Below are 25,769 nucleotides of genomic sequence, written 5' to 3'. Positions count from 1 at the left end.
GGTCCTCGGCGGCCAGTTGGTAAGCGTTCACTACCGCGCCTCCGGTGTCTCGGTTCCGGTGTCCTCGCCGGCCGCCCGGCCGATCCGTACGAGCTCACCCGGGCGGGCCCCCGTGTCACAGGCGACGCCCGCGCCCACGGAGTTCAGCGGGAGCCACACCACCCGGTCCGGCATGGCGGTGATCCGCAGCGGCAGCCGGACCATGCCCGCCGGGCCGGTCACCGCCAGCGGCTCGCCGTCGCGCAGCCCGGCCTCCGCGGCCGTGGCGGCCGACAGCCGGGCGAGCGCCGGGTGCCGGGTGCCGGCCAGGGCGTCGTCGCCCTCCTGGAGCAGGCCCCGGTCGAGGAGCATCCGGTGGCCCGCCAGCACGGCCTCGCCGGCGCCCGGCCGCGGCGCCGGCCGGGCCGGCTCGGCGGGGGCCGCCGCGTGGGCGCCGCGCCACGGCCCGAGCCGGGCCAGCTCCGCCCGTACGGCACCGGTGTCCGGCAGCGCCAGCGTCACGTCCATGGCGTCGGCCAGCATGTTCAGCACCCGGGCGTCGGGCGGCAGGGAGGTCCGGGTCAGGTGCTCGGGCCGGACGGCCGCCTCGAAGGGCCGCGCCCGGCCCTCCCAGTTCAGGAACGTGCCCGCCTTCTCGGCCACGGCGGCGACCGGCAGCACCACGTCCGCCCGGTCCGTCACCTCGCCGGGCCGCTGCTCCAGGCTGACGAGGAAGCCGATGGCGTCCAGCGCGGCACGCGCGCGTGCCGGGTCCGGCAGGTCGGCGACCTCCACGCCGCCCACCAGCAGGGCGCCCAGCTCGCCGCTGGCCGCGGCCTCGACGATCTGCCCGGTGTCCCGGCCCGTGCCGCGCGGGAGCTCGGCGACGCCCCAGGCGGCCGCCGTCTCCTCCCGCGCGCGCGGGTCGGTCGCGGGCCGCCCGCCGGGCAGCAGCCCGGGCAGCGCGCCCGCCTCCAGCGCGCCTCGCTCCCCGGCCCGGCGCGGGATCCACACCAGGGCGGCGCCGGTCGTCGCGGAGGCGGCGAGCGCCGCGGTCAGCGCGCCCGGCACACCGGCCAGCCGCTCGCCGACGACGATCACCGCGCCCTCGCCGCGCAGCGCCTCGGCCGCCGCCTGCCCGGCCGGGTCCAGCCCGGTGCCGTCGGCCAGCGCCCGCAGCCAGGGCGTCTCGGTGCCCGGCGCGGCGGGCAGCAGCGTGCCGCCCGCCTTCGTCAGGCCGCGCGTGGTGTGCGTGGCCAGCCCGAAGACGCGCTGACCGTGCTTGCGGTGCGCCTTACGGAGCCGCAGGAAGACGCCGGGCGCCTCCTCCTCCGCCTCGAAGCCGACGAGCAGCACCGCCGGCGCCTTCTCCAGCGCCGCGTACGTCACCCCCTGGCCGTCCAGGTCCCGGCCGCGCCCGGCGACGTGGGCCGCGAGGAAGTCGGCCTCCTCGCCGCTGTGCACGCGGGCGCGGAAGTCCACGTCATGGGTGGCCAGGGCCACCCGCGCGAACTTGGCGTAGGCGTAGGCGTCCTCGACGGTGAGCCGGCCGCCCGTCAGCACCCCGGCCCGGCCGCGCGCGGCGGCCAGCCCCTCGGCCGCGGCCGCCAGCGCCTCGGGCCAGCTCGCGGGCTCCAGGACGCCCTCCGCGCTCCGTACGAGCGGGGTGGTGAACCGGTCCGGCCGCTGGGCGTAGCGGAACGCGAAGCGCCCCTTGTCGCACACCCACTCCTCGTTGACCTCGGGGTCGTCGGCGGCGAGGCGGCGCAGCACCTTGCCGCGCCGGTGGTCCGTGCGCGTGGCGCAGCCGCCCGCGCAGTGCTCGCAGACCGACGGCGAGGAGACCAGGTCGAAGGGGCGGGAGCGGAAGCGGTACGCCGCCGAGGTGAGCGCCCCGACCGGGCAGATCTGGATGGTGTTGCCCGAGAAGTACGACTCGAAGGGCACGTCCTGGCCGGTGCCGACCTGCTGGAGCGCGCCGCGCTCCAGGAGCTCGATCATCGGGTCGCCCGCGATCTGCTGCGAGAAGCGGGTGCAGCGCGCGCAGAGCACGCACCGCTCGCGGTCCAGCAGCACCTGGGTGGAGATCGGCACCGGCTTCTCGAAGGTGCGCTTGCGGCCCTCGAAGCGGGTGTCGGCCTGCCCGGCGGACATCGCCTGGTTCTGGAGCGGGCACTCGCCGCCCTTGTCGCACACGGGGCAGTCGAGCGGGTGGTTGATGAGCAGCAGTTCCATCACGCCGCGCTGCGCCTTCTCGGCGACGGGCGAGGTGAGCTGGGTGCGGACCACCATCCCGTCGGTGCAGGTGATGGTGCAGGAGGCCATCGGCTTGCGCTGGCCCTCGACCTCGACGATGCACTGCCGGCAGGCGCCGGCCGGGTCGAGCAGCGGGTGGTCGCAGAACCGCGGGATCTCGATGCCGAGGAGCTCGGCGGCGCGGATGACCAGCGTCCCCTTGGGGACGGAGAGCGCGATGCCGTCGATGGTGACGGAGACGAGGTCCTCCGGCGGAACCACCTCGCCCCCTCCGGAGGGGGCAGACGTGGTGACTGTCATGCGTTCACCTCCAGGTGGGAGTTCTTCGGCCCGTCGGCCCACAGGGTCGACGCGGCCGGGTCGAAGGGGCAGCCCCTGCCCGTGATGTGCCGCTCGTACTCGGCGCGGAAGTACTGGAGCGAGGAGAGGATCGGCGCGGCGGCGCCGTCGCCCAGGGCGCAGAAGGACTTGCCGTTGATGTTGTCGGCGATGTCGGTGAGCTTGTCGAGGTCCGCCCGCCGGCCCTTGCCGTCCTCGATGTCGCGCAGCAACTGGACGAGCCAGTAGGTGCCTTCGCGGCAGGGGGTGCACTTGCCGCAGGACTCGTGCGCGTAGAACTCGGTCCACCGGGTGACGGCGCGCACGACGCAGGTGGTCTCGTCGAAGCACTGGAGCGACTTGGTGCCGAGCAGCGAGCCGGCGGCGCCCACGCTGTCGAAGTCCAGCGGCACGTCGAGGTGTTCCTCGGTGAACATCGGGCTGGAGGAGCCGCCGGGGGTCCAGAACTTCAGCCGGTGGCCGGGCCGGATGCCGCCGCTCATGTCGAGCAGCTGGCGCAGCGTGATGCCCATGGGGGCCTCGTACTGGCCGGGGCGCGCGACGTGGCCGGAGAGGGAGTAGAGGGTGAAGCCGGGGCACTTCTCGGTGCCCATCGACCGGAACCACTCCTTGCCCCGGTGCAGGATCGCGGGAACCGACGCGATGGACTCGACGTTGTTCACCACGGTGGGGCAGGCGTAGAGGCCCGCGACGGCCGGGAAGGGCGGCCGGAGCCGGGGCTGGCCGCGGCGCCCCTCCAGGGAGTCGAGGAGCGCGGTCTCCTCGCCGCAGATGTACGCGCCGGCGCCGGCGTGCACCGTGAGCTCCAGGTCCAGGCCCGAGCCCAGGACGTTCCTGCCGAGGTAGCCCGCCTCGTAGGCCTCGCGCACCGCCTCGTGCAGCCGCCGCAGGACGGGCACGACCTCGCCGCGCAGATAGATGAACGCCCGCTCCGAGCGGATCGCGTGGCAGGCGATCACGATGCCCTCGATGAGGCTGTGCGGCGAGGCGAAGAGCAGCGGGATGTCCTTGCAGGCGCCGGGCTCCGACTCGTCGGCGTTGACGACGAGGTAGTGCGGTTTGCCGTCGCCCTGCGGGATGAACTGCCATTTCATCCCGGTGGGGAAGCCGGCGCCGCCGCGGCCGCGCAGCCCCGCGTCCTTGACGTAGGCGATGACCTCGTCGGGGGGCATCGCGAGCGCCCTGCGCGCGCCCGCGTAGCCGTCGTGCCGCAGATAGGTCTCCAGCGTCCAGGACCGGGGCTGGTCCCAGTGCGCGCTCAGTACGGGCGCGAGCAGCTTCTCGGGGCCGTCCCCCGGCCCCGCCCCTGGTTGGGGCCGGGGGGTGCCCCCGTTCGCGGGTGCCATGGTCATCCCTCCCCCTCCTCGCCGACCGGCCCGGCGGGGTGCTCCGGGTCCGAGGCTGACGTCTGCTGGGGCGCGTCGTGCGAGCTGAGGTGCTCTCCGGACGTTCCGCCCGCGTCCGGGCTCCCGCCCGGCGGGGCGCCGCGCGGCGGGCCCACCCGGGCCGGGCCGCTCTCCCCCTTGGCCAGCCGCAGCCCCGCCAGGGACGCGGGTCCGGCCCCGCCGCTCGCCTCGACGGCACCGGGCCGCTCGTCGGGGAAGCCCGCCAGGATGCGGGCCGTCTCCCGGTACGTGCACAGGGGCGCCCCGCGGGTGGGCGAGGCCGGGCGGCCGGCGCGCAGGTCGTCGACGAGCGCGGTGGCGCTCTCGACGGTCTGGTTGTCGAAGAACTCCCAGTTGACCATCACGACGGGCGCGAAGTCGCAGGCGGCGTTGCACTCGACGTGCTCAAGGGTGATCTTGCCGTCGGGGGTGGTGCCGCCGTTGCCGACGCCGAGGTGGCGCTTGAGGCCGTCGAAGATGGCGTCGCCGCCCATCACCGCGCACAGCGTGTTGGTGCAGACGCCGACGTGGTAGTCGCCGCCCGCCTCGCGCCGGTACATGGTGTAGAAGGTGGCGACCGCCGTGACCTCCGCGACGGTCAGCTCCAGGATCTCGGCGCAGTAGCGGATGCCGGTCCGGGTGACGTACCCCTCCTCCGCCTGGACCAGGTGGAGCAGCGGCAGCAGCGCGCTGCGGCTGTCGGGGTAGCGGCCGATCACCTCCTTCGCGTCCCCGTCGAGCCGGGCCCGTACGTCGGCCGGATAGTCGGGCGCGGGAAGCCGGGGCATTCCCAGCTGGACGTCACTCACCGGTCGACGCCTCCCATCACGGGGTCGATGGACGCCACCGCCACGATGACGTCGGCGACCTGGCCGCCCTCGCACATCGCCGCCATGGCCTGGAGGTTGGTGAAGGACGGGTCGCGGAAGTGGACCCGGTACGGGCGGGTGCCGCCGTCGCTGACGACGTGCACGCCCAGCTCGCCCTTGGGCGACTCCACCGCCGCGTAGGCCTGGCCGGGCGGCACCCGGAAGCCCTCCGTCACCAGCTTGAAGTGGTGGATCAGGGCCTCCATGGAGGTGCCCATGATCTTCTTGATGTGGTCGAGGGAATTGCCGAGCCCGTCCGGCCCCAGGGCCAGCTGCGCGGGCCAGGCGATCTTCTTGTCGGCCACCATGACCGGCCCGGGTGCCAGCCGGTCCAGGCACTGCTCGACGATCCGCAGGGACTGCCGCATCTCCTCCAGGCGGATGAGGAACCGCCCGTAGGCGTCGCAGCTGTCGGCGGTCGGGACGTCGAACTCGTAGGTGTCGTAGCCGCAGTAGGGCTGGGCCTTGCGCAGGTCGTGCGGGAGGCCGGCGGCGCGCAGGACGGGCCCGGTGGCGCCGAGCGAGAGGCAGCCGGCGAGGTCGAGGTACCCGACGTCCTGCATCCGGCCCTTGAAGATCGGGTTGCCGGTGGCGAGCTTGTCGTACTCGGGGAGGTTGCGGCGCATCTTCTTCACGAACTCGCGCACCGCGTCCACCGCGCCCGGCGGCAGGTCCTGGGCGAGCCCGCCGGGCCGGATGTACGCGTGGTTCATCCGCAGGCCGGTGATCAGCTCGTAGAGGTCCAGGATCATCTCGCGGTCCCGGAAGCCGTAGATCATGATCGTGGTGGCGCCGAGCTCCATCCCGCCGGTGGCGATGCAGACCAGATGGGAGGAGAGACGGTTCAGCTCCATCAGCATCACGCGGACGACCGTGGCCCGGTCGGGGATCTGCTCCTCGATGCCGAGCAGTTTCTCCACGCCCAGGCAGTACGCCGTCTCGTTGTAGAACGAGGTGAGGTAGTCCATCCGCGTGACGAAGGTGGTGCCCTGCGTCCAGTTGCGGTATTCGAGGTTCTTCTCGATGCCGGTGTGGAGATAGCCGATGCCGCAGCGGGCCTCGGTGACGGTCTCGCCGTCGATCTCCAGGATGAGCCGGAGCACGCCGTGCGTGGAGGGGTGCTGCGGGCCCATGTTGACGACGATCCGCTCGTCGTCGGCCCGCCGGGCCGCGGACGCGATCTCGTCCCAGTCGCCGCCGGTGACGGTGTAGACGGTGCCCTCGGTGGTGTCGCGGGGGCTCGCATGGGATGTGCTCATCAGGTGTACGACCTCCGCTGGTCCGGAGCCGGGATCTGGGCGCCCTTGTATTCGACGGGGATGCCGCCGAGGGGGTAGTCCTTGCGCTGCGGGAAGCCCTGCCAGTCGTCCGGCATCATGATCCGCGTCAGTGCCGGGTGGCCGTCGAAGACGATGCCGAAGAAGTCGTACGTCTCGCGCTCGTGCCAGTCGTTGGTCGGATAGACGTCGACGACCGACGGCAGGTGCGGGTCGGCGTCGGGGACCGCGACCTCCAGCCTGATCAGCCTGTTGTGGGTGAGGGAGCGCAGGTGGTAGACGGCGTGCAGCTCACGGCCCTTGTCCCCGGGGAAGTGCACCCCGCTGACGCCCGTGCACAGCTCGAAGCGGAGCGCCGGGTCGTCGCGGAGGGTGCGGGCGACGATCTGGAGGTGCTCGCGGGCGATGTGGAAGGTGAGTTCACCGCGGTCGACGACGGTCTTCTCGACGGCGTTCTCGGGGACGATGCCCTGTTCCTCCAGGGCGCCCTCCAGCTCGTCGGCCACCTCGTCGAACCAGCCGCCGTACGGGCGGGAGGTCTCGCCCGGCAGCCGTACGGTCCGGACGAGGCCGCCGTAGCCGGAGGTGTCGCCGCCGTTGCGGGCGCCGAACATGCCGTGCTGGACACGGACGGCCTCGCCCTGGTCGCCACGCTGGCCGGGGAGGTTCTGGGCGTTGACGTCCTTGTCGGGGTTCACGCCGTTCCGGCCGGGGGTGTTCCCGGGGGTGCCGTTCGGGGTGCTCTTGGGGTCGCTCACCGCAGCAGGCCCTTCATCTCGATCAGGGGCCGCGCCGTCAGGGCCGCCTGCTCGGCCTCGCGGGCCGCCTCCTCGCGGTTCACGCCGAGCTTCTCGCCCTGGATCTTGCTGTGCAGCTTCAGGATCGCGTCCATCAGCATCTCGGGGCGCGGCGGGCAGCCGGGGAGATAGATGTCGACCGGCACGATGTGGTCGACGCCCTGGACGATCGCGTAGTTGTTGAACATTCCTCCGCTGGAGGCGCAGACGCCCATGGAGATGACCCATTTGGGGTTGGGCATCTGGTCGTAGACCTGCCGCAGCACGGGCGCCATCTTCTGGCTGACCCGGCCCGCCACGATCATCAGATCGGCCTGCCGCGGCGAGCCGCGGAAGACCTCCATGCCGAAGCGGGCCAGGTCGTAGCGGCCCGCGCCGGTCGTCATCATCTCGATGGCGCAGCAGGCCAGTCCGAACGTGGCCGGGAAGACGGAGGACTTGCGCACCCAGCCGGCGGCCTGCTCGACGGTGGTCAGCGCGAAGCCGCTCGGCAGCTTCTCTTCGAGTCCCATTGCGTGGTGCCCCCTAGTCCCATTCCAGGCCGCCGCGGCGCCAGACGTAGGCGTAGGCGACGAAGACGGTGAGCACGAAGAGCAGCATCTCCACGAGCCCGAAGAGCCCCAGGGCGTCGAAGGTGACGGCCCAGGGGTAGAGGAAGACGATCTCGATGTCGAAGACGATGAAGAGCATCGCCGTCAGGTAGTACTTGATCGGGAAGCGCCCGCCACCGGCGGGCTGCGGGGTGGGCTCGATGCCGCACTCGTAGGCCTCGAGCTTGGCGCGGTTGTACCTCTTGGGCCCGATGAGCGAGGCCATGACCACGGAGAAGATCGCGAAGCCTGCCCCGAGGGCTCCCAGTACGAGGATGGGCGCGTAGGCGTTCACCGCTCCTCGCTCCTTCCAGTCGACGCTGACTGCCGGCTTACGGGACCCCGGCGGGCGCACCGCCCTCTGGGAGCTCGCGGGCGATCGTCGCGAAGATCACCCATATGTGAGGCAGTTCACAAGCCCGGGTCGCACGCATCCTATGCCCGTCGGCCTGTGATCTGCGACACGGGGTACGCCACCGTGTTTGTGATCTCCACCACCTGACGAACGATCATCAAGTCGGATGAGCGGCGATCTTCGTACGCGAAGCGCCCGAGTGATCACCAGAGGTGACATTCCGGGGCTCTGATGCAGGTCGGGGGCGTGCGGCTTTATCAAGAGATGGCGCGTGCACACAAATTCGCCTCACGGTCCGTCAAGTGATAAAGGATGGCCGTCCGGTGAGTCGGCGACAGCCGTCGGCCACCCCCGGGCACCGGTTCGCGATCCGGTTCACGAGCGCGCTCCAGGGACGGGCGGGGCGTGAGCTGCGCCACGCGGGAAGAGGTTCGGAGGACGGATTCCGTGGGTAGCCTCGACATGTGAGCCGCATGAGTGATAGAGCGGCCAGTGATCCCTTTCGGCGGCCAAACGCCGTGCTGAGGCGCCTGTTGACGATCGGCGGCCCGGTCGGGACCGTGACGTCCCCGTGATCAAATGCCCGAATTCTCGGCACGCACATGCCAATTGTGGCGCACGTCACTTTTGTTGAACTCAACCTGCGCGGACTGGTAGTCCGTTGTTCCATGTCCCCCAATGCGCAGATAACCAGCCACCGGAAGCCCCGTCGTACGGCCACCCAGTCGTGGGTCGTCCGCACTGGTGTCGCCGGTGGCGTCCTCAGCACGCTGGCCGTGGCGGGTGCCGGTTCCGCCACCGCCGCCGAGAAGCCCGTCGAGTCGACCATGGAGATGCCGGCGGTCAACGCGACCCTGGCCACCTCCATCGCGCAGAGCGCGGTGGCCACCCAGCAGACCGCCTTCGACTACACGGTTCGCGCGGAGCAGGACAAGGCGGCCGACACGGCCCGCACCGCCGCCAAGAAGGCGAAGCAGGAAGCGGACCGCAAGGCCGAGGCCGAGAAGAAGGCCGCCGAGGCCCAGGAGAAGCGCGACGCCGAGCAGGCCCGCGCCACCCGCGCCACCGAGCGCAAGAACCTCAGCGTCAAGTCCGCCTCGAACACCTCCGAGGACGCCGCCGAGGCCGCCTCCACCTCGACCGGCTCGAAGTCGACGACCGGTTCCGGCAGCTCCGCGACGCTGGTCTCCTTCCTCCAGGCGCAGGTCGGCAAGGCCTATGTGATGGGCTCCACCGGCCCGTCCTCGTACGACTGCTCCGGCCTGGTCATGGCCGCGTACAACCAGATCGGCATCGACCTCCCGCGCGTCTCGCAGGACCAGTCGACCGCCGGCACCCAGGTGTCGCTGAGCAACCTCCAGGTCGGCGACATCCTCTACTGGGGCTCCGCGGGCAGCGCGTACCACGTCGGCGTCTACATCGGCGGCGGCAAGTTCATCGGCGCGCAGAACCCCAGCACCGGCGTGGTCGAGCGCGACCTCAGCTACTCCCCGCCCACGGGTGCCGTCCGCGTCATGTGACCCGCCCGCACCGGCAACACCGAAGGCCGCCGCTCCCACCGCTCGGAACGGCGGCCTTCGGCGTGTCCGGCTCCCCCGCGCCCGGCGGCACCCGGCGGCCCGTCAGCGCGGGCAGGGGTTGCCCATGTCGGCGACGCAGAGGTCTCGCACGCCGGGCCGGGCGTCGGCGAAGCCCTGGTTGTTGTGGACGTGGATGTCGTCGTCGCCCTCGTCGCCGAAGAGCTGGCCGGACGCGGTGACGGTGCCGCGGACGACGATCCTGTCGTCCCCCTCGCCGCCCTCGACCAGCCCTGACACCTCGACACCGTCCGCGATCCGGATGGTGTCGTTCCCTTCGTCGCCGTGGAGACCGGCGCGCGGCGCCTGTCCGGCGCCCGGCAGGGCCAGCAGGCCGTCGTCACCCGGCCCGCCCCGGACATCGCCCTCCACGGGCCCGCTGAGCACAAGGGTGTCGGCGCCGCCGAGCCCCTCGACGGAATGCCCCGCCGCCACCGAGGAGCACTCGATCCGGTCGGCGGACGCGGTGCCCACGACGTCGGGCCCCGGCCGGAGGACGCCGTCGACGGTGCAGACGGTCGGGCCGCCCGCCCTCGCCGGAGCCGCCGGCGGGGCGCCCGCCAGGGCCAGCAGCACCGTCAGCGCGGGCGCCGCCACGAGGGCGGCGCGCCGGACGGCCGGCCGGACGGGTCGTGCGGCGTCTCTCCTGGCGTACAGCACGGCTACCGGCCCCTTCACCGTCGGCTCCCCGGACGCGGCCCGGAGCCGACGAGGCCCGGCCGCCCCCGGAGCCTCCCCTGAACCCACGGCCTCAAAGCGCCGCATACGCCACACAAAGGGGTGAACCCGGGCAGGGAACCGCCCGCCGTGCGGGGGCTGTTCGCACGACGGGCGGGGATATGTGGCGGCTGCCCGCCGCCGGGTGTTCGCTGTGCAAACGGTCTCCTCTCCAGTCGGACGGACAGGGGGTCCGGCGGCGCCCGCGAGGGGCGCGATTCCCTTCGCGTCACGAGGGAACCGCCCCGAGCGGGAGCGGGCTCTGCTCGTTTACTTCCGTAAAGCCAACACGCCGAAACGGCATGAAAGTTACCCGAATGGGTGAATCTCTTGCCGAATCATCCCGACGGCCCGGCCGGATGCCGTCCGACCTGCGCTTTCAGGACCGCGGGGCGACCTTGCTCAGCCCGTTGATGATGCGGTCCATCGCGTCGCCGCCCGTCGGGTCGGTCAGGTTGGCCAGCATCTTCAGCGAGAACTTCATCAGCAGGGGGTGCGTCAGACCGCGCTCGGTCGCCAGCTTCATGATCTTCGGGTTGCCGATGAGCTTCACGAAGGCGCGGCCGAGCGTGTAGTAGCCGCCGTAGGTGTCCTTGAGGATCTTCGGGTAGCGCTGGAGGGCCAGCTCACGCTGGGCGTACGAGGCGCGGGCGTGCGCCTGGGTGATGACGTCCGCGGCGATCTGCCCGGACTCCATGGCGTACGCGATGCCCTCGCCGTTGAAGGGGTTGACCAGGCCGCCCGCGTCTCCGACGAGCAACAGCCCGCGCGTGTAGTGCGGCTGACGGTTGAAGGCCATCGGCAGGGCCGCGCCGCGGATCGGGCCGGTCATGTTCTCCGGGGTGTAGCCCCAGTCCTCCGGCATGGAGGCGCACCAGGCCTTGAGGACCTCGCGCCAGTCCAGCTCCTTGAAGGAGTCGGAGGTGTTGAGGACACCGAGGCCGACGTTGCTCGTGCCGTCGCCCATGCCGAAGATCCAGCCGTAGCCGGGCAGCAGCCGGTCCTGCGGGCCGCGCCGGTCCCACAGCTCCAGCCACGACTCCAGGTAGTCGTCGTCGTGGCGCGGCGAGGTGAAGTACGTGCGCACGGCGACGCCCATCGGGCGGTCGTCGCGCCGGTGCAGGCCCATGGCGAGCGACAGGCGGGTGGAGTTGCCGTCGGCTGCCACGACGAGCGGAGCGTGGAAGGTGACCGGGGTCTTCTCCTCGCCGAGCCTGGCGTGGACGCCCGTGACGCGGCCCGTGCGGTCGTCGATGACGGGCGCGCCCACGTTGCAGCGCTCGTACAGCCGCGCGCCGGCCTTCTCGGCGTTCCGGGCCAGCTGCTCGTCGAAGTCGTCACGCTTGCGGACGAGTCCGTAGTCCGGGAAGGAGGCGAGCTCCGGCCAGTCGAGCTGGAGGCGGACGCCGCCGCCGATGATGCGCAGGCCCTTGTTGCGCAGCCAGCCCGCCTCCTCGGAGATGTCGATCCCCATCGCGACGAGCTGCTTGGTGGCGCGCGGCGTCAGGCCGTCGCCGCACACCTTCTCGCGGGGGAACGACGTCTTCTCCAGGAGCAGGACGTCCAGGCCCGCCTTCGCCAGGTAATAGGCGGTGGTGGAGCCGGCCGGGCCGGCCCCGACGACGATCACATCTGCGCTGTGTTCGGTAGGGGACTCGGTCACGGTGGGGACTCCCGTAGCTCGGCGGTGTGCGTGCGCCGGTCAGGCCGGGCACCGGACATGAGAAGTCTATGGGGGCGGGTACGGCGGGGAGAGAAGGGTCGCCCAAGCCGTACGCGCCCCCGGCCCGGGGCACGGCCCGGCCGTGCCCCGGCGGCGGTTCACTCGTGGTCGACGGACCAGTGCTCCAGGGCCGCGTCGAAGACCTTCCTGCCACCGGACCAGCCGTCGTCGTAGCCCTGGAAGAACACCGCGTACTCCGTACCGGACTCCGTCACGTACGCCTGGTCGACGGCGTGCATCGTGCGGCCGGTGCCCTTCTCGGTCCAGGTGAACTCCCAGCGGGCGCCGGGGCGGCCGTTGAAGGTGTTCTTCTCCAGGGCGACCCGCTTGTAGCCCGGCTTCTTCCTTACGGTCTTCTCCAGCTCGCCGAAGTGGTCGTACGAGCTCTGCCCGCTGTCCTTGAGCACGCCCACCCGGAGGAACGCGTCCTCGTTGGGGGACGCGTAGTCGATCTGGCCGCCGCCCTTGTCGTCACGGCGCCAGGCCTCCGGGACGGCCATGCTGAAGCCGAGCGGGTCGCTGACCTTCTCGAAGCCGCCCGGAAGCGTGACCGGTCCGGAAGGGGAGCCGGAGGGGGTGGCGGAGGCGCTCTCGGAGGGACTCGCCGACGCGCTCTCCGAAGGGCTCGCCGAGGGCGACGCGGACGGGCTCGCCGAAGGGGACGGGAGCGGCGAGGCGGAGGGCGCGGGCGACGGCGGCGCCTCGAAGGGCGCCGGGTCGAGCTCCGGCTGATCCTCCCGCGTGGCCGCGTTGTCGTGCTTGCCGCCCTTGTCCCGGGTCAGCAGCACGCCACCGGCCACCGACCCGCCGACCAGGAAGGCGGCCAGGGCTATCGCCACCCACTTGAGGGAACGGCCGGAGGCGGGCGGTGCCGTCGGCAGCGTGGTGAAGCCGGTGCCGGGACCGGAGCGGTGCAGCGCCGGCGGTACGGGAGCCGCGGCGGGGTTCGGGGCCGCCGCGGGCGTGACGGGCGTGGCGGCCGTGGGAGGCGCGAAGGGCGCCGGCGGCGCGGGGGGCGTGACGGGCAGCGGGGGCGCCGCCGGGGCGCCGGGGACGGCCGCCGGCGCGCCCGGGACGGACTGCGGCATCGGCGGTACGGAGAAGCCGGGCGCGAGCCCCGGCGCGAGACCGGCGAACCCGCCGGGCCCCGCGGGCCGGTTCGTACGGAGGAGGAACGCGGCCACCAGCACCGCGCCGGCCGTCCACAGGAGCCCGAAGAGCAGCAGCTCGCCCTGGTCCGCGCCGTACTCCAGGTCCATCGAGCGGGTGCGGCCGAAGCCGAACGTGGTGCCCGCGGACATCTTCATCGAGAAGCCGGCGACGAAGGACAGCAGCCAGAAGGCGGCGACGAAGAAGCCGCCGGCCAGCGCCTGTTCGCGCCGGTCCGCGGAGCGCCGCGCCATCAGCACGGCCAGGATCAGGGCGCAGGCCGCGCCCCCGGCCAGCGCGCCGGCCTGTGCCCAGCCGCCGGCGGCGTGCCCGAGGTCGGAGAGGCCGAAGCTCCCGGCCTCCCGGGTACCGCGCTCGGTCGCGCTGCCCTCCAGGTCCGCGCCCCAGGCCAGACCGAGCGCCATCAGGCCCATGTTGGCCAGGAACAGCAGCGAGGGCGCCACGGCCCAGCCCGCGCCCTCGTCGGAGTGCGCCGCGAGGACGACGAACATCACGAGGCCGCCCAGGGCCGCCGACAGACCGAGGGCGCGCATGGCCGTGCCGAACGCCCTCACGGCCATCTGCGCGCCGGCGCCCAGGCGCGCGACGAGCTGGTCGCGGCACAGCACCGCGCCGCTCACCGCGCCCGCCAGCACGCAGCTGACCAGGGTGGCGAGGACAGGGGTCGTGGAGACCGACAGGCCGTCGAGGTCGGGCTGACCGACGAGGCCGAGCACGAGCACCGCCACCGCGCTCAGCAGCGCGATCCGCAGGGTGTCCTCCGGGCCGCCGGCGGCGCCCGGCGGACGGGTGCGGCGCAGCCGGCGCGCGCCGACGGCCAGGGCCCCCGCCCACAGCAGCGTCACCGTCAAGGGCCATACGGACACCGAGCCGTTGCCCCGGATGAAGAGGGTGACGAGCCCGCCGCCGCGCTTCGTCTCGAAGTCGAGGGTGCCGCCGAGGCCCTGCATCAGCACGGCGAGCGCGCTCTGGAAGCGGTCGCCCCAGGTGTGCAGCCCCACCTCCGCGTAGGCGTCGGGGTCGGGCAGCGACGCGAGGAGCGCGAGGACGAGCAGCAGCCCGGTGGGCCACAGCACGGCCTTCGCCGAGCCGGCCCAGCCGCCGCCGAAGGCGCGCCGCAGGAAGAGCGCGGCGGCACCGGGCGGGACCGGCGCGCCCGGCGCGTGCCCCGGGGCGAAGGGCGGGGGGCCGCCCGGTACGGGTGGCTGATCAGGTCTGGGCGGACCGGCGGGCATCGCCGGGGCCGCCGGTGCGGCGGCCGCGGCCGGTTGCGCGAGTTCGTGCCCGCACTTCATACAGAAGCGCGCGTCCGCGGTGGACGCGACACCACAGGCAGGACAGGACGACGGCATAGGGTGCTCCGGGGCTCGGGCAGTGTCGTGCGGCGGGGGGCATGATCGTATCGACTCGGCGCGCGCTGCCCATGACAACTGCGGGGACGGACCCGCGGCCCGTGCCCCGAAAGCCCGGCCGGTCCCTTCCGGGCCCCGCCGGGGCTCCGTCCGGACCGGCGCCGGGCGCTCCCTCAGATCCCTTCAGGGCCCCGGAACCCCGGCGTCACGCGGGGAGTTTGGTCCCCCGGTGCAGCGCGACGACGCCGCCGGTGAGGTTGCGCCACGCGACCTTCGACCAGCCCGCGTCCTGGAGCCGCGCGGCGAGCGCCGGCTGGTCGGGCCAGGCGCGGATCGACTCGGCGAGGTAGACGTACGCGTCGGGGTTGCTGCTGACGGCCCGCGCGACCGGCGGGAGCGCGCGCATCAGGTACTCGGTGTAGACGGTGCGGAACGGCGCCCACGTCGGCTGGCTGAACTCGCAGATCACCACGCGCCCGCCGGGCTTCGTCACCCGCAGCATCTCGCGCAGCGCGGCGTCGGTCTCCTGGACGTTGCGCAGCCCGAAGGAGATGGAGACGGCGTCGAACACGCCGTCCGCGAAGGGGAGCCGCGTCGCGTCACCGGCGGTGAGCGGCAGCCACGGGTTGCGCTTCTTGCCCTCGCGCAGCATGCCCACGGAGAAGTCGCAGGGCACGACGTACGCGCCGGCGGCGGTGAACGGCATCGAGGAGGTGCCCGTGCCCGCCGCCAGGTCCAGCACCTTCTCCCCCGGCCGGGCGTCGACGGCCCGGGCGACGGCCTTCCGCCAGGAGCGGGCCTGCCCCAGCGACAGCACGTCGTTGGTCAGGTCGTATTTGGCCGCCACGTCGTCGAACATCGCGGCGACTTCGTGCGGCTGCTTGTCCAGGGATGCTCGGGTCACTCCCCCATTCTTCACCCGGCGTCCCCTCCGGGGAGCACGGGGGCGCCACGGGCGCCGGGGGCGTGTCCCGGGCGCGTGGTCCCCGGACAGGAAAGGGCTACGGACGAGGCCCGGCCGCTCGGACCGGGGCCCCGTGCCTCGGAGGCGTCCGGCCGCTCGGACCGGGTCCGGTACCTCGGAAGGCGTCCGGCCGCTCGGACCGGGCCCGGTGCCTCGGATGACACCCGGCCGCCGGGGCGGCCCGGGACCTTGGACGAGGTCCGGCCGCTTCCCACCCCCCGAGGGTGGCCGCCTCACGATGCCGACTGCGCCGTCCCGGGGACCCCCGCCCCCGGCACCCGCCCGGACCCCCCGGCCGGCGGTGCGCGCCCTTACGACCCGGCGTCCAGCCGTTGCCAGGGTCCTCCACGGTTCGCATCGCGAGGCGGCCGAAGCGGCCGTCCCCGCGGTTCTCATCCTGGCGGGCGAAAGCGGTAGGAGAGGCTCCTCTTAATGCCTCTCTGACGTGCGACGACGCCGTCCTTACGGATCACTGACGGAGGGCCCGGCCCGCTCGGGGGCCAAGTGCGGGGAAGGTCAGGCCCGGCGGTGCACCAGGCGGCCGGCCAGCACCGTGGCCACGCACCTGCCGTCCTCCGCGAAGGCGGCCAGATCCGCCCGGCCGCCCTCGGCGAGCGCCACCGCCCGGGGCCGCTCCAGGACCGCCACGCCGACCCGGCCCGCGGCCGCCCGCAGCCCCGGCTCGTCCGCGTGCTCGGCCAGCACGGCCGCGGCACCCCGCTTCAGCACCTCGTGCACCCGCTCGCGCGGACTCGGCGCGTCCGGCAGCGGGCCCTCGTGGACGAGCGCCGGGCCCAGCGTGGCGGGCCAGCGCCGCACCCGGGCGCCCGGGAACCGCTCCAGCAGCTCCGCGAGCGGGCCGACGGCCGCGATCCGGTCGCCCTCGACGGCGACGGCGCCGTCGGCGACCGGCTCGGCGTCCCAGGCCGGGCGCACGGCGGGCGCGGCGTGAAGCGTCAGCACGGCCGGCCTCAGTTGGAGCTGACGAGCTTCAGCTCGGGGTGCGCCGTGCCGCCCTCGATCGCCGTCGACGACAGGTGCGACACCACGCGGTCGTCGACCGGGTCGTTCGCCGGGTCGTCGTGCACGAGCAGGTGCTCGTACGTCGTGGCGCGCTGCGCCGGGACCCGGCCCGCCTTGCGGATGAGATCGATGATCTCCATCCGGTTGGAGCGGTGCTTGGCGCCGGCGGAGGAGACGACGTTCTCCTCCAGCATGATCGACCCGAGGTCGTCCGCGCCGTAGTGCAGCGACAGCTGGCCGATCTCCTTGCCCGTGGTCAGCCACGAGCCCTGGATGTGGGCGACGTTGTCGAGGAACAGCCGGGCGATCGCGATCATCCGCAGGTACTCGAAGATCGTCGCGTGGGTGCGGCCCTTGAGGTGGTTGTTCTCGGGCTGGTAGGTGTACGGGATGAAGGCGCGGAAGCCGCCCGTACGGTCCTGCACGTCACGGATCATGCGCAGGTGCTCGATCCGCTCGGCGTTGGTCTCGCCGGTGCCCATCAGCATCGTGGAGGTCGACTCGACGCCCAGGTTGTGGGCGATCTCCATGATCTCCAGCCAGCGCTCGCCGGACTCCTTCAGCGGCGCGATGGCCTTGCGCGGCCGCTCCGGCAGCAGCTCGGCGCCCGCGCCCGCGAAGGAGTCGAGGCCGGCGGCGTGGATGCGGCGGATGGCCTCCTCGGCGCTCACGCCGGAGATCCGCGACATGTGCTCGATCTCGGAGGCGCCCAGCGAGTGGATGACGAGCTGCGGGAACGCCTTCTTGATCGCCGAGAAGTGCTCCTCGTAGTACTCCACGCCGTAGTCCGGGTGGTGACCGCCCTGGAACATGATCTGCGTGCCGCCCAGCTCGACGGTCTCCGCGCAGCGGCGCAGGATGTCGTCGAGCGGACGGGTCCAGACCTTGTCGCTCTTCGGCGGGGCGTAGAAGGCACAGAACTTGCACGCGGTGACGCAGGAGTTCGTGTAGTTGATGTTGCGCTCGATGATGTACGTCGCGATGTGCTCGACACCCGCGTAGCGCTTGCGGCGCACGGCGTCGGCGGCCTTGCCCAGCGCGTGCAGCGGCGCGGACCGGTACAGGTCGAGCGCCTCTTCGGGGGTGATGCGGCCACCGGCGGCGGCGCGGTCGAGGACGGACTGGAGGTCGGCGTTCTCGGTCACCGGGGCGTCCCTTCGGAGGGGGTTTGACACGACGGTTCAGCCTACGCCAGGCCCGTCCGGCGTCCGAGGGCGGCCGGTCAGCCACCCCCCTTGGTGAGCGTGGCGGTGGGCCTGCCGCCCCTGACGTCCTCCGAGGCGTAGGCGAGCTTGCCGTCCTTGGCGAGGGTGAAGGTGATCCGCGCCTTGTCACCGGTGCACAGGGGGCTCGGCGTGCCGTCGGAGACCTCCTCCAGGGTGATCCGGGTGGCGGTGGCGGCGGTGAGCGAGGCCTTGCTGCGGCACTCCAGGGTGCCCAGCAGGGAGTACGTCGTACGGGCCACGTAGGCGCCCTTGCGGCCGCTGGTGATGACCGCGGTCAGGCTGCCGTTGGGGGTGCCGTCGGACTGGCGGACCTCGCCGCTCCAGGTGCCGAGGAAGGCCTCGGGCACGCCGGCGGCGGCCGGGGAGTCGGCGTCCAGGCCGCCGTCCGACGAACCCGCGGAGGGCCGGCTCGCCGCCGACCCCGGGCTCGCCTCCTTCGCGTCGCCCCCGCTCCCGGGCAGCAGGTCGAGGACGAACACCATCGTGGTGGCGACCGCCAGCGCCGCCGCCACGGACACCACGAAGGTGCAGCTCAGCTTGCGCCGGCCGTCCTTGCCGCCGCCCGCGGTCGCGGACAGCGCGAGGCGCTTCTCCGCCGCCTTCCCGTCCCCCGGCGCGCCCGGCCCGGCGGCGGACCCCGGGCCCCCGGGCCGGCCCGGCACCGGCGGTGCGGCGTCCGCGAGCCCCTTGCCGTACGAGGGGTCGGGCGGTCCGAAACCCGCCACGTCCGCGAGGGGCTCCACGCCCGACGCTCCCGGAGCCGCGGCGTCCGCGACCCCGTTCCCGTACGACGGGTCGGGCGGCCCGAAGCCCCGGGGCGCGCCGGGGCCGCCGGAGCCGCTGGAGGTACCGGTAGCGCCGGGGGTGCCGGAAGCGCCGGAGCCGCCGGGGGTGCCGCCCCCGTCGCCCCCGCCCGGCAGCGGCCCCTGCGCCTCCAGGTCCAGCAGTTCCACGGCCCGCCGGCTCACCCGCTCCAGCAGCGGCGCCGGCAGCCAGCCGTGCCGGACGAGCCCGCGCACCCCGCCCTCGGGGGCCAGCCGGCCTGCCAGCTCGGCCGGCGCGGGCCGCTCCCCGGGCGCCTTGGCCAGGCACTCCTCCACCAGGGCCCGGAGCTCGCCCGTCAGGGCGGAGCCGAGCACCGGAGGCTCGTGGACGACGCGGTAGAGCAGGGCCGCCGAGCTGTCGCCGGGGAAGGGCGGCTCGCCGGACGCCGCGTAGGCCAGGACGGCGCCCAGCGAGAAGACGTCGGCCGCGCCGGTGACCTCCTGGCCCAGGATCTGCTCGGGCGACATGTAGCCGGGCGAGCCGATCGAGGCGCCCGTGGCCGTGAGCGAGGCCGTGGCGTCCGTCGCCCGCGCGATGCCGAAGTCGATCAGCCGGGGGCCGTCCAGGGTCAGCAGGACGTTGGACGGCTTCACGTCGCGGTGCACCAGGCCCAGCGCGTGGACCGCGGCCAGCGCCTCCGCGAGGCCCGCGCCCAGCGCCCGTACCGTCGGCTCGGGCTGCGCCCCGGTGTCCCGGACCGCCTCCGTCAGCGAGGGCCCGGCCACATAGCCCGTGGCGACCCAGGGCACGGCGGCCTCCGGATCGGCGTCCAGCACCGGAGCCGTCCAGGCGCCGCCCACCCGGCGCGCGGCCTGGACCTCGCGCCGGAAGCGCGCCCTGAACTGCTCGTCGAGGGCGTAGTGCGGGTGCACGACCTTGACGGCGACCGTACGGCCGCCCGCGCTGCGCCCCAGGTACACCCGCCCCATACCGCCCGCACCGAGCCGCCCGAGCAGCCGGTACGCGCCTATGACCTGCGGATCTTCCGCCAGCAATGGCTGCATCGGGACCTTCGCCTCCCCCGTCGGGGCCTCCCGGCCCGATTTTCAGCCTATGACTCAATTCACTGGGTGTCCCAGGAACCCCCGGGCCTGATTCGCCCATCCACAAGGGCGGAACAAACCGTCATGTCCTTCGGGGCAGCAGCATCATCCGGAGCGACGCGATGACGCATTCGAACCCCCATGGGGCTTACCAGTCCCAAGGCCACCGCCGGGCATCCCGCGCCAAACGATGGACCATCGTCGTGGCGTCCATAGCCGTGCTCGGGCTGATAACCGCCGGCGTCCTGAACTACTTCAAGATCGGCCCGTTCTCGGACAAGGGCAAGCCGGTCACCTTCGGCCAGGACGAGCCGAGCGGCGGCCAGGCGGGCGGCGCGAACGGCGCGCAGAAGCCGGACTCCAAGGTCTCGCTGCCGACCGGCCCCAAGACCGTGTTCAAGAACACCAGCACCCTCTCCGACGGCACCCAGGTCGGCGTCACGACGCTGGAGGGCAAGAAGTCCGGCTTCACGGGCAAGGTGTGGGTCTGGGCGCCCAAGGCGTACAACGACCCGAAGTTCAAGGACCACGGCTTCCCGGTCCTCGTCGCGCTCCCCGGCGGCCCCGGCTTCCCCAACAACTACTGGATGGACGACGGCGGTCTGCACCTCGAGTCGTCGATCACCAAGTGGTACAACGAGGGCAAGGGCAAGCCGTTCATCCTGGCCATGCCGGTCCTCAACCCGAAGCCGGACGACGGCGGCCTGTACTGGGACGGCAGTGACATCCCCGGCCAGCCGAAGATGGGCACCTGGCTCACCGAGGACGTCCCGGACCTGATGAAGGCCAACTTCCGCACGGTGAAGTCGCGCGACGGCTGGGCCTTCATGGGCTCCTCCTCCGGCGCCTTCGCCGGCCTCAAGGCCGTCCTGAAGCACCCGGACAAGTTCAAGGCCGTGATCGCCTCCGGCCCGGACATCGTCCCGGACTCCCCGCTGTGGAAGGGCCACGAGAAGGAGAAGAACGAGAACAACCCCGAGCTGCTGGCGAAGGACCTCATCGCCCGCAAGGGGCCGGACGTCTACCTCGCCTTCCAGTACGGGTCGAAGGAGAGCAGCGTCATCCCGCACGTGGACAAGTTCATCGCGACCTACGGCAACAAGGGTCCGGTGCACACCAACCTTCAGGTGATCCAGGGTGGCAGCCACAACGCGAAGACGTACATCCAGGGGATGGACGCGAGCAGCATGAAGTGGATCAGCGACCACATGGAGGGGCCGGTCGCGCCCTGACCCGGTCCTGAGGGGGCGGTTGCCGCTGCGCGGGGCTTTGTCCCCTACCCGCCCCTTCCCGAATGTCCTCAAGCGCCGGACGGGCTTGACTTCGCCCGGTTCCGGGCGACAACTCAGCCCGTCCGGCGCTTGAGGACCGGGGTCCGGGGCGGAGCCCCGGTTCCGGGAAGGGGCGGGGTGGGGAACAGGCCCGCCGCAGGCGCACCACCGCACCCCGCACCCGCCGCACCCCCACGGCGCGCGGCCCGGCCCGTTCCCCCAGGCCGCCCGCCGTACCCCACCCGGCCCCGACCGCGTCAGGGCCGCAGCAACTCCACCCGCACATCCCCCGGGAACCCCGTCGTCGGCCCCGTCCGCCGCGCGAACTCCGTCACGCCCGCCAGCTGCTCCGCCCCGAAGCGGAAGTCCAGCGTCGTGAAGTAGCGCTCCAGCAGCTCCGCGTCGAAGGCCTCCCAGCGGGCCGCCTGCTCGGCCACCTTCGCGACCTCGTCCAGGGAGAGGTCCCGGGAGGCGAGGAAGGCCTCGTGGACCTTACGGACGATGCGCGGCTCCCGGGCCAGGTAGTCCCGGCGCACGGCCCACACCGCGAAGACGAACGGCAGCCCCGTCCACTCCTTCCACATCGAGCCCAGGTCGTGCACCTCCAGCCCGAGCCGGGGCGCGTCGTGCAGCGAGGCCCGCAGGGCGGCGTCGCCGATGAGCACGGCGGCGTCGGCCTCCTGCATCATCAGGCTGAGGTCGGGCGGGCAGGTGTAGTAGTCCGGCGTCACGCCGAACCGCTCGGCGAGGAGCAGCTGCGCGAGGCGTACGGACGTCCGCGAGGTGGAGCCGAGGGCGACCCGGGCCCCGTCCAGCTTGTCCAGCGGCAGCTGCGAGACGATCACACAGGACATCACCGGGCCGTCGCAGCCCACCGCGATGTCCGGCAGCGCGACGAGCTCGTCGGCGTTCCGCAGGAACTCGACCAGGGTGACCGGACCGATGTCCAGGTCGCCGCGGACCAGCCGTTCACTGAGCTTCTCGGGGGTGTCCTTGGTCAGGTCCAGGTCGAGCAGCGTGCCCGTACGGGCGAGCCCCCAGTAGAGGGGCAGGCAGTTGAGGAACTGGATGTGGCCGACGCGGGGGCGGGCTGAGGCTGAATTGTCCACATCTGGAGGCTAGCCCCGGACGGCGGGGGCGGCCGGGGCGGGGGTGCGCGGCGCGGCGCCGGGCGACTGACGGCCCGGTGCGGCCCGATGCGGCCCGGCCCGGAAGCCGTCCGGAACCGGCCCTGAACCAGCCCTGGACGAGCCCGGGACCAGGCCCGGAACCCGGTCCGGCGACCGGCTCGACAACCGGTGCCCGACCGTCGATCTTTTCCGGTCCGGAGAGCGGGAAAACCATCCGACAGCGTGATCTTCGACTCTTTCCCAGTGAGAACCTCGCGTGCTAGGCTCGCCGCAAGTTGCAGTTTGGTTTCCCTTGCAGTACAGAGCCTGCGGAGCATGTGACCCCGCAGGCTTTTGTAGTTTTCAGACTTCTCGCAGGTTCTGGAGCAGGGCAACCCTTTGGCCCAAGGAGGGCTTTATGGCTACCGGAACCGTGAAGTGGTTCAACGCTGAAAAGGGCTTTGGCTTCATCGCCCAGGACGGCGGGGGCCCCGACGTCTTCGTCCACTACTCCGCGATCAACGCCGCTGGCTTCCGCTCCCTCGAGGAGAACCAGCAGGTCACCTTCGACGTCACGCAGGGTCCGAAGGGCCCGCAGGCGGAGAACGTCACCCCGCAGTAGTCACCCCACCGGATCTTCATGATCCAAGGGTGCTGCCGCACCGACCGATCGCGGTCGCATGCTGTACCCAAGGAGCCCTGCCCCCGCCTTCTCCGGCGGAGTGGCAGGGCTCCTGCCTTTTTCACCTTCTGTTCGTCAGGCTTTCACTTAAACATGAAATTCTGACGTTTATTTTTCACTTTTGATCGGACGATGGTGGTAGAGGGCGTCTATCTCGCTCGCGTACCGTTCGGCGATCACCGCCCGGCGCACTTTCAGAGTGGGCGTCAGTGATCCGTCGGCCACCGTGAAGTCGCCGTCGATAATCGCGAACGCGCGAATCCGGGCGGGCCCGGAGAGCTGCTCGTTCGCCGCGTCGACCGCCTTCCGGCACAGCTCCCGTACGGTAGGGTGTCCGGCCGGCCGGGCCAGGGGCGCGAGGCCCTCGCGCTCCGCCCAGGCCGCGATCTCCTCGGCGTCCAGCGTGAGCAGCGCGACCGGGTACGGCCGCCGGTCGCCGATCATGATCGCGCGGGAGATCCAGCGCGACTGCTGGAGGGCGAACTCGACCGGCGCCGGGGCGAGGTTCTTCCCGCCCGAGGTGATCACCAGGTCCTTCTTCCGGCCGGTGATCCTCAGGAAGCCGTCCCCGTCGAAGGCCCCCACGTCACCGGTGTGCAGCCAGCCGTCCGGGTCCAGCACCGCGGCGGTCGCCTCCGGGGCCCCGTGGTAGCCGGCGAAGATCCCCGGGCCGCGGGCCAGCACCTCGCCGTCCTCCGCGATCCGCACCTCGCAGCAGTCCACCGGCCTGCCCACCGTCCCGGGCCGCAGCCCGCCCGGGTGGCTGATCGTGATCACCCCGCTGGACTCCGTCATGCCGTAGCCCTCGAAGACCGGGACCCCGCAGGCCCGCAGGAACTCCAGGGCACGCGGGGCGATCGGCGCGGCCCCGGTGATCGCCACCCGCAGCCGGCCGCCGAAGGCCGCCCGGACGGGCGCGAAGAGTCCCTCCTCCGCCACCTTCCAGGCCGCGAGCAGCGCACCGCCGGGCTCCGCGCCCCGGGCGCGCAGCTCGGCGACCTCCAGGCCGGTGCGTATCGCCGCGTCGAAGCGGGCCCGCGCCTCGGGCCCCTGGGACTCGGCCGCCGACAGCGCCCCGGCGTGGACCTTCTCGAAGAGGCGGGGCACGGAGGGCAGGTGCGTCGGGCGGACCTCGCGCAGCTCGGCGACGACGTCCCGGACGCTGCCGCCGAAGTAGCAGAGCGTACGGCCCTGGACGAGCGCCGACTGCTGGGCGAGCTGGGCGAAGACGTGGGCGAGCGGGAGGTAGAGGTAGAGGACGTCGCCCTCCTCGCTGCCGAGCAACGCGGCGGAGGCGTCGTCGACGACGGCGAGGTTGCCGTGCGTGAGCCGGCAGCCCTTCGGCGGGCCGGTGGTGCCGGAGGTGTAGACGAGGGAACACACGTCCTCGGGCGTCCGGGACGCGGCCCGCGCGAGCAGCTCCTCGACCGGCGCGGGGCCGGGCAGCGCGTCCAGGACGAGGACGTCACGACCGGGCGCGCCGGAGGAGAAGGCGTCACCACCGCCCTCGTCCAGGGGAGCCGGGCCGCCGCGGCGGAGGCCCTCGCCGGACGCGTCACCGCCGCGCGCGCCCTGGGCGGCGGCGTCCCCGCCCCCGTCCTCCATCAGCACCACGTGCCGCAGCTCCGGCAGCTTCACCCGTACCGCCGCCACCCGCTCCGCCTGCGCGGCGTCCTCGCAGATCACCACCGACGCCGCCGAGTCGGCCAGCACCCAGGCCAGCTCCTCCTCCCCCGCCGTGGGATAGACCGGCACGATCACCGCCCCGGCGGCCAGCGCGCCGAAGTACGCGCGGGTCCACTCCGGCCGGGTCTCCGCGAGGATCGCCACCCGGTCGTCCGGCCGCACCCCCAGCGCCAGGAGCCCGCGCCCCACCGCCCGTACGGAGTCGCGCAGTGCCGTGTAGCCGACATCGGTCCACCCGCCGCCCCCGGCGCGGGACCGGAACCGCAAGGCCGGTGCCCCGCCGTACCGTTCGGCCGCCCACTCCGTGAGCACAGCGAGCGTGCGGGGTCGTTGCCGCGACATGACGCCTCCCAAAAAGCTTGAAACTCAAGCCTGTCCGGCCATTGAGGACATCCATGACGCTAAGAACCCGGTCGGGCATTCGACATGACCGGAACCGTCAGCACCGCTGACCCCAACGCTCAACCGGGCTAACGTCGTCGCATGAGCCGTCGCACGATCACCGTGCACTACGTGCGAGCAGCCCTCGGCGGCGCCCGCCGCCTCGGCATCGACACCGTGCCCCTGCTCCAGGGCGCGCGGATCTCCCCGCTGCTCGTCGGCGACGACCGGGCGCGGGTCACCCCCGAGCAGTTCGCGCGGCTGGTCACGGCCCTGCGCCGGGCCACCCGCGACGAGTTCCTGGGGCTCGGCCCGGCGCCCAGCCGCCGCGGCACCTTCGCCATGATGTGCTACGCCTGCGTCGCCTGCCGGGACCTCGGCGCGGCCCTGGAGCGGGCCACCCGCTTCTACGGGCTGTTCCCCGGCGGCCCGGACCTCGTGCTCGAACACACCGACAGCGAAGCGGTGTTCGCCGTCCGCAGCGATCTGCGCGGCTTCGCCGAGGGCCGCTTCCTCACCGAGTGCCTGGTCGTCATCTGGCACCGGCTGGCCAGCTGGCTGATCGGCCGGCGGATCCCGCTGCGCTGGGCCGAGTTCGCCTATCCGGCGCCCCCGTACGCGAACGAGTACGACCAGCTGTTCGGCTGCCCGGTGCGCTTCGGCGCCCGCCGCACGGGCACCGGGTTCGACCCGCGCTGGCTGGCCGCGCCCCTCGTCCAGGACGAGACCGCCCTGGAGGAGCTGCTGCGGCGGGCGCCCGCCGAGCTGCTCAGCCGCCGGGAGTACGGGACGACCGTCGCGGAGCAGGTACGGCGTTCACTCGTTCTGGCGATGCGCGAGGGGCGGGCCGCCCGGCTGCCGGAGGTGGCGCAGCTGGCGTCCCTGCTCGCGGTGAGCCCGGCCACGCTGCGCCGCCGGCTGCGCGAGGAGGGCACCTCGTACCGGCGGCTGACGGACCAGGTGCGGCAGGAAGCCGCGGTCAGCAGCCTGCTGGAGGGCCGGGAGCCGATCGCGGAGCTGGCGGCGCGGCTGGGGTTCTCGGAGGACACCGCCTTCCACCGGGCCTTCCGCCGCTGGACGGGCACCACGCCGGGCGCCTACCGGCTGCTGGAGGAGACCGGCCGGGGGCGGCAGGGTCAGCAAAGCTGAGCTCCCCGGTCAACTCCAGGCCGA

Annotated in this window: 20 protein-coding genes; 4 read left to right on the top strand and 16 right to left on the bottom strand. The window is 72.9% G+C overall.

Annotation, left to right across the window (positions count from 1 at the left end; genetic code table 11):
- Positions 1 to 30 precede the first annotated feature (30 nt).
- From SMD11_RS18565 to SMD11_RS18535, 7 genes are read right to left on the bottom strand one after another with little or no spacing between them, the layout of a single operon-like run.
- Positions 31 to 2,535, bottom strand: coding sequence for an NADH-quinone oxidoreductase subunit G (locus SMD11_RS18565; RefSeq protein ID WP_087927514.1), 2,505 nt, complete (start codon positions 2,533 to 2,535; stop codon positions 31 to 33).
- Positions 2,532 to 3,926 carry an NADH-quinone oxidoreductase subunit NuoF gene (gene nuoF / locus SMD11_RS18560; protein ID WP_087927513.1) on the bottom strand — a complete coding sequence of 465 codons (1,395 nt, stop codon included), beginning with the start codon at positions 3,924 to 3,926 and terminating at the stop codon, positions 2,532 to 2,534. Before nuoF ends, SMD11_RS18565 begins: the two co-directional genes overlap by 4 nt.
- Positions 3,923 to 4,747 (bottom strand): NADH-quinone oxidoreductase subunit NuoE, encoded by an 825-nt coding sequence (gene nuoE, locus SMD11_RS18555; protein WP_087927512.1) that lies wholly within the window; start codon positions 4,745 to 4,747, stop codon positions 3,923 to 3,925. Before nuoE ends, nuoF begins: the two co-directional genes overlap by 4 nt.
- 17 nt (positions 4,748 to 4,764) lie before the next feature.
- Complete coding sequence (locus tag SMD11_RS18550) at positions 4,765 to 6,087, bottom strand: NADH-quinone oxidoreductase subunit D (RefSeq protein ID WP_087927511.1); 1,323 nt, start codon at positions 6,085 to 6,087, stop codon at positions 4,765 to 4,767.
- Positions 6,087 to 6,863, bottom strand: a complete 777-nt coding sequence (locus SMD11_RS18545) for an NADH-quinone oxidoreductase subunit C (RefSeq protein WP_087927510.1) — start codon at positions 6,861 to 6,863, stop codon at positions 6,087 to 6,089. The genes SMD11_RS18550 and SMD11_RS18545 overlap by 1 nt, the downstream gene beginning before the upstream one ends.
- Positions 6,860 to 7,414, bottom strand: a complete 555-nt coding sequence (locus SMD11_RS18540) for a NuoB/complex I 20 kDa subunit family protein (protein ID WP_087927509.1) — start codon at positions 7,412 to 7,414, stop codon at positions 6,860 to 6,862. The genes SMD11_RS18545 and SMD11_RS18540 overlap by 4 nt, the downstream gene beginning before the upstream one ends.
- A 13-nt stretch (positions 7,415 to 7,427) precedes the next feature.
- Complete coding sequence (locus SMD11_RS18535; RefSeq protein WP_058047631.1) at positions 7,428 to 7,787, bottom strand: NADH-quinone oxidoreductase subunit A; 360 nt, start codon at positions 7,785 to 7,787, stop codon at positions 7,428 to 7,430.
- A 728-nt stretch (positions 7,788 to 8,515) separates the two neighbouring features.
- Here SMD11_RS18535 and SMD11_RS18530 point away from each other — a divergent pair.
- The gene (locus SMD11_RS18530) at positions 8,516 to 9,367 is read left to right on the top strand and encodes a C40 family peptidase (RefSeq protein WP_087927508.1); all 852 of its coding nucleotides are present in this window, start codon (positions 8,516 to 8,518) and stop codon (positions 9,365 to 9,367) included.
- Between the two features lie 102 nt (positions 9,368 to 9,469).
- On the opposite strand, the gene SMD11_RS18525 is transcribed toward SMD11_RS18530, so the two are convergent.
- The 7 genes from SMD11_RS18525 to SMD11_RS18495 all read right to left on the bottom strand — a co-directional run bounded on the left by SMD11_RS18525 (position 9,470) and on the right by SMD11_RS18495 (position 19,428).
- Positions 9,470 to 10,102 (bottom strand): hypothetical protein, encoded by a 633-nt coding sequence (locus SMD11_RS18525; RefSeq protein ID WP_087927507.1) that lies wholly within the window; start codon positions 10,100 to 10,102, stop codon positions 9,470 to 9,472.
- 418 nt (positions 10,103 to 10,520) lie between these two features.
- Positions 10,521 to 11,804 (bottom strand): geranylgeranyl reductase family protein, encoded by a 1,284-nt coding sequence (locus SMD11_RS18520; protein WP_087927506.1) that lies wholly within the window; start codon positions 11,802 to 11,804, stop codon positions 10,521 to 10,523.
- Between the two features lie 158 nt (positions 11,805 to 11,962).
- On the bottom strand, positions 11,963 to 14,329 hold the full coding sequence (locus SMD11_RS18515; RefSeq protein WP_087927505.1) for a hypothetical protein: 2,367 nt from the start codon (positions 14,327 to 14,329) through the stop codon (positions 11,963 to 11,965).
- A 262-nt stretch (positions 14,330 to 14,591) separates the two neighbouring features.
- Entirely contained in the window at positions 14,592 to 15,290 is a 699-nt protein-coding gene (locus tag SMD11_RS18510) for a demethylmenaquinone methyltransferase (protein WP_087927504.1), read from the bottom strand.
- A 576-nt stretch (positions 15,291 to 15,866) separates the two neighbouring features.
- Positions 15,867 to 16,313 carry an imidazolonepropionase-like domain-containing protein gene (locus SMD11_RS18505; RefSeq protein WP_087927503.1) on the bottom strand — a complete coding sequence of 149 codons (447 nt, stop codon included), beginning with the start codon at positions 16,311 to 16,313 and terminating at the stop codon, positions 15,867 to 15,869.
- Between the two features lie 8 nt (positions 16,314 to 16,321).
- Complete coding sequence (gene mqnC, locus SMD11_RS18500; protein WP_087927502.1) at positions 16,322 to 17,518, bottom strand: cyclic dehypoxanthinyl futalosine synthase; 1,197 nt, start codon at positions 17,516 to 17,518, stop codon at positions 16,322 to 16,324.
- A 77-nt stretch (positions 17,519 to 17,595) separates the two neighbouring features.
- Positions 17,596 to 19,428 carry a serine/threonine-protein kinase gene (locus SMD11_RS18495; RefSeq protein WP_087927501.1) on the bottom strand — a complete coding sequence of 611 codons (1,833 nt, stop codon included), beginning with the start codon at positions 19,426 to 19,428 and terminating at the stop codon, positions 17,596 to 17,598.
- A 251-nt stretch (positions 19,429 to 19,679) separates the two neighbouring features.
- Here SMD11_RS18495 and SMD11_RS18490 point away from each other — a divergent pair, with 251 nt between their 5' ends.
- Positions 19,680 to 20,699: an alpha/beta hydrolase gene (locus SMD11_RS18490; RefSeq protein ID WP_234366420.1), complete on the top strand. Its 1,020-nt coding sequence runs from the start codon at positions 19,680 to 19,682 to the stop codon at positions 20,697 to 20,699.
- 296 nt (positions 20,700 to 20,995) lie between these two features.
- On the opposite strand, the gene SMD11_RS18485 is transcribed toward SMD11_RS18490, so the two are convergent.
- Entirely contained in the window at positions 20,996 to 21,847 is an 852-nt protein-coding gene (locus SMD11_RS18485) for a menaquinone biosynthetic enzyme MqnA/MqnD family protein (RefSeq protein WP_087927499.1), read from the bottom strand.
- Positions 21,848 to 22,265: 418 nt separating this feature from the next.
- Here SMD11_RS18485 and SMD11_RS18480 point away from each other — a divergent pair, with 418 nt between their 5' ends.
- Positions 22,266 to 22,469, top strand: a complete 204-nt coding sequence (locus SMD11_RS18480) for a cold-shock protein (RefSeq protein ID WP_087927498.1) — start codon at positions 22,266 to 22,268, stop codon at positions 22,467 to 22,469.
- A 168-nt stretch (positions 22,470 to 22,637) separates the two neighbouring features.
- On the opposite strand, the gene SMD11_RS18475 is transcribed toward SMD11_RS18480, so the two are convergent.
- Positions 22,638 to 24,557: an AMP-dependent synthetase/ligase gene (locus SMD11_RS18475; RefSeq protein WP_087927497.1), complete on the bottom strand. Its 1,920-nt coding sequence runs from the start codon at positions 24,555 to 24,557 to the stop codon at positions 22,638 to 22,640.
- Positions 24,558 to 24,698: 141 nt separating this feature from the next.
- On the opposite strand from SMD11_RS18475, the gene SMD11_RS18470 reads away from it, so the two are divergent.
- Entirely contained in the window at positions 24,699 to 25,745 is a 1,047-nt protein-coding gene (locus SMD11_RS18470) for an AraC family transcriptional regulator (protein ID WP_087927496.1), read from the top strand.
- Positions 25,746 to 25,769 lie beyond the last annotated feature (24 nt).

It is taken from the genome of Streptomyces albireticuli (assembly GCF_002192455.1).
Lineage (GTDB): Bacteria > Actinomycetota > Actinomycetes > Streptomycetales > Streptomycetaceae > Streptomyces > Streptomyces albireticuli_B.
This window is presented reverse-complemented; position numbering and strand designations above follow the sequence as displayed.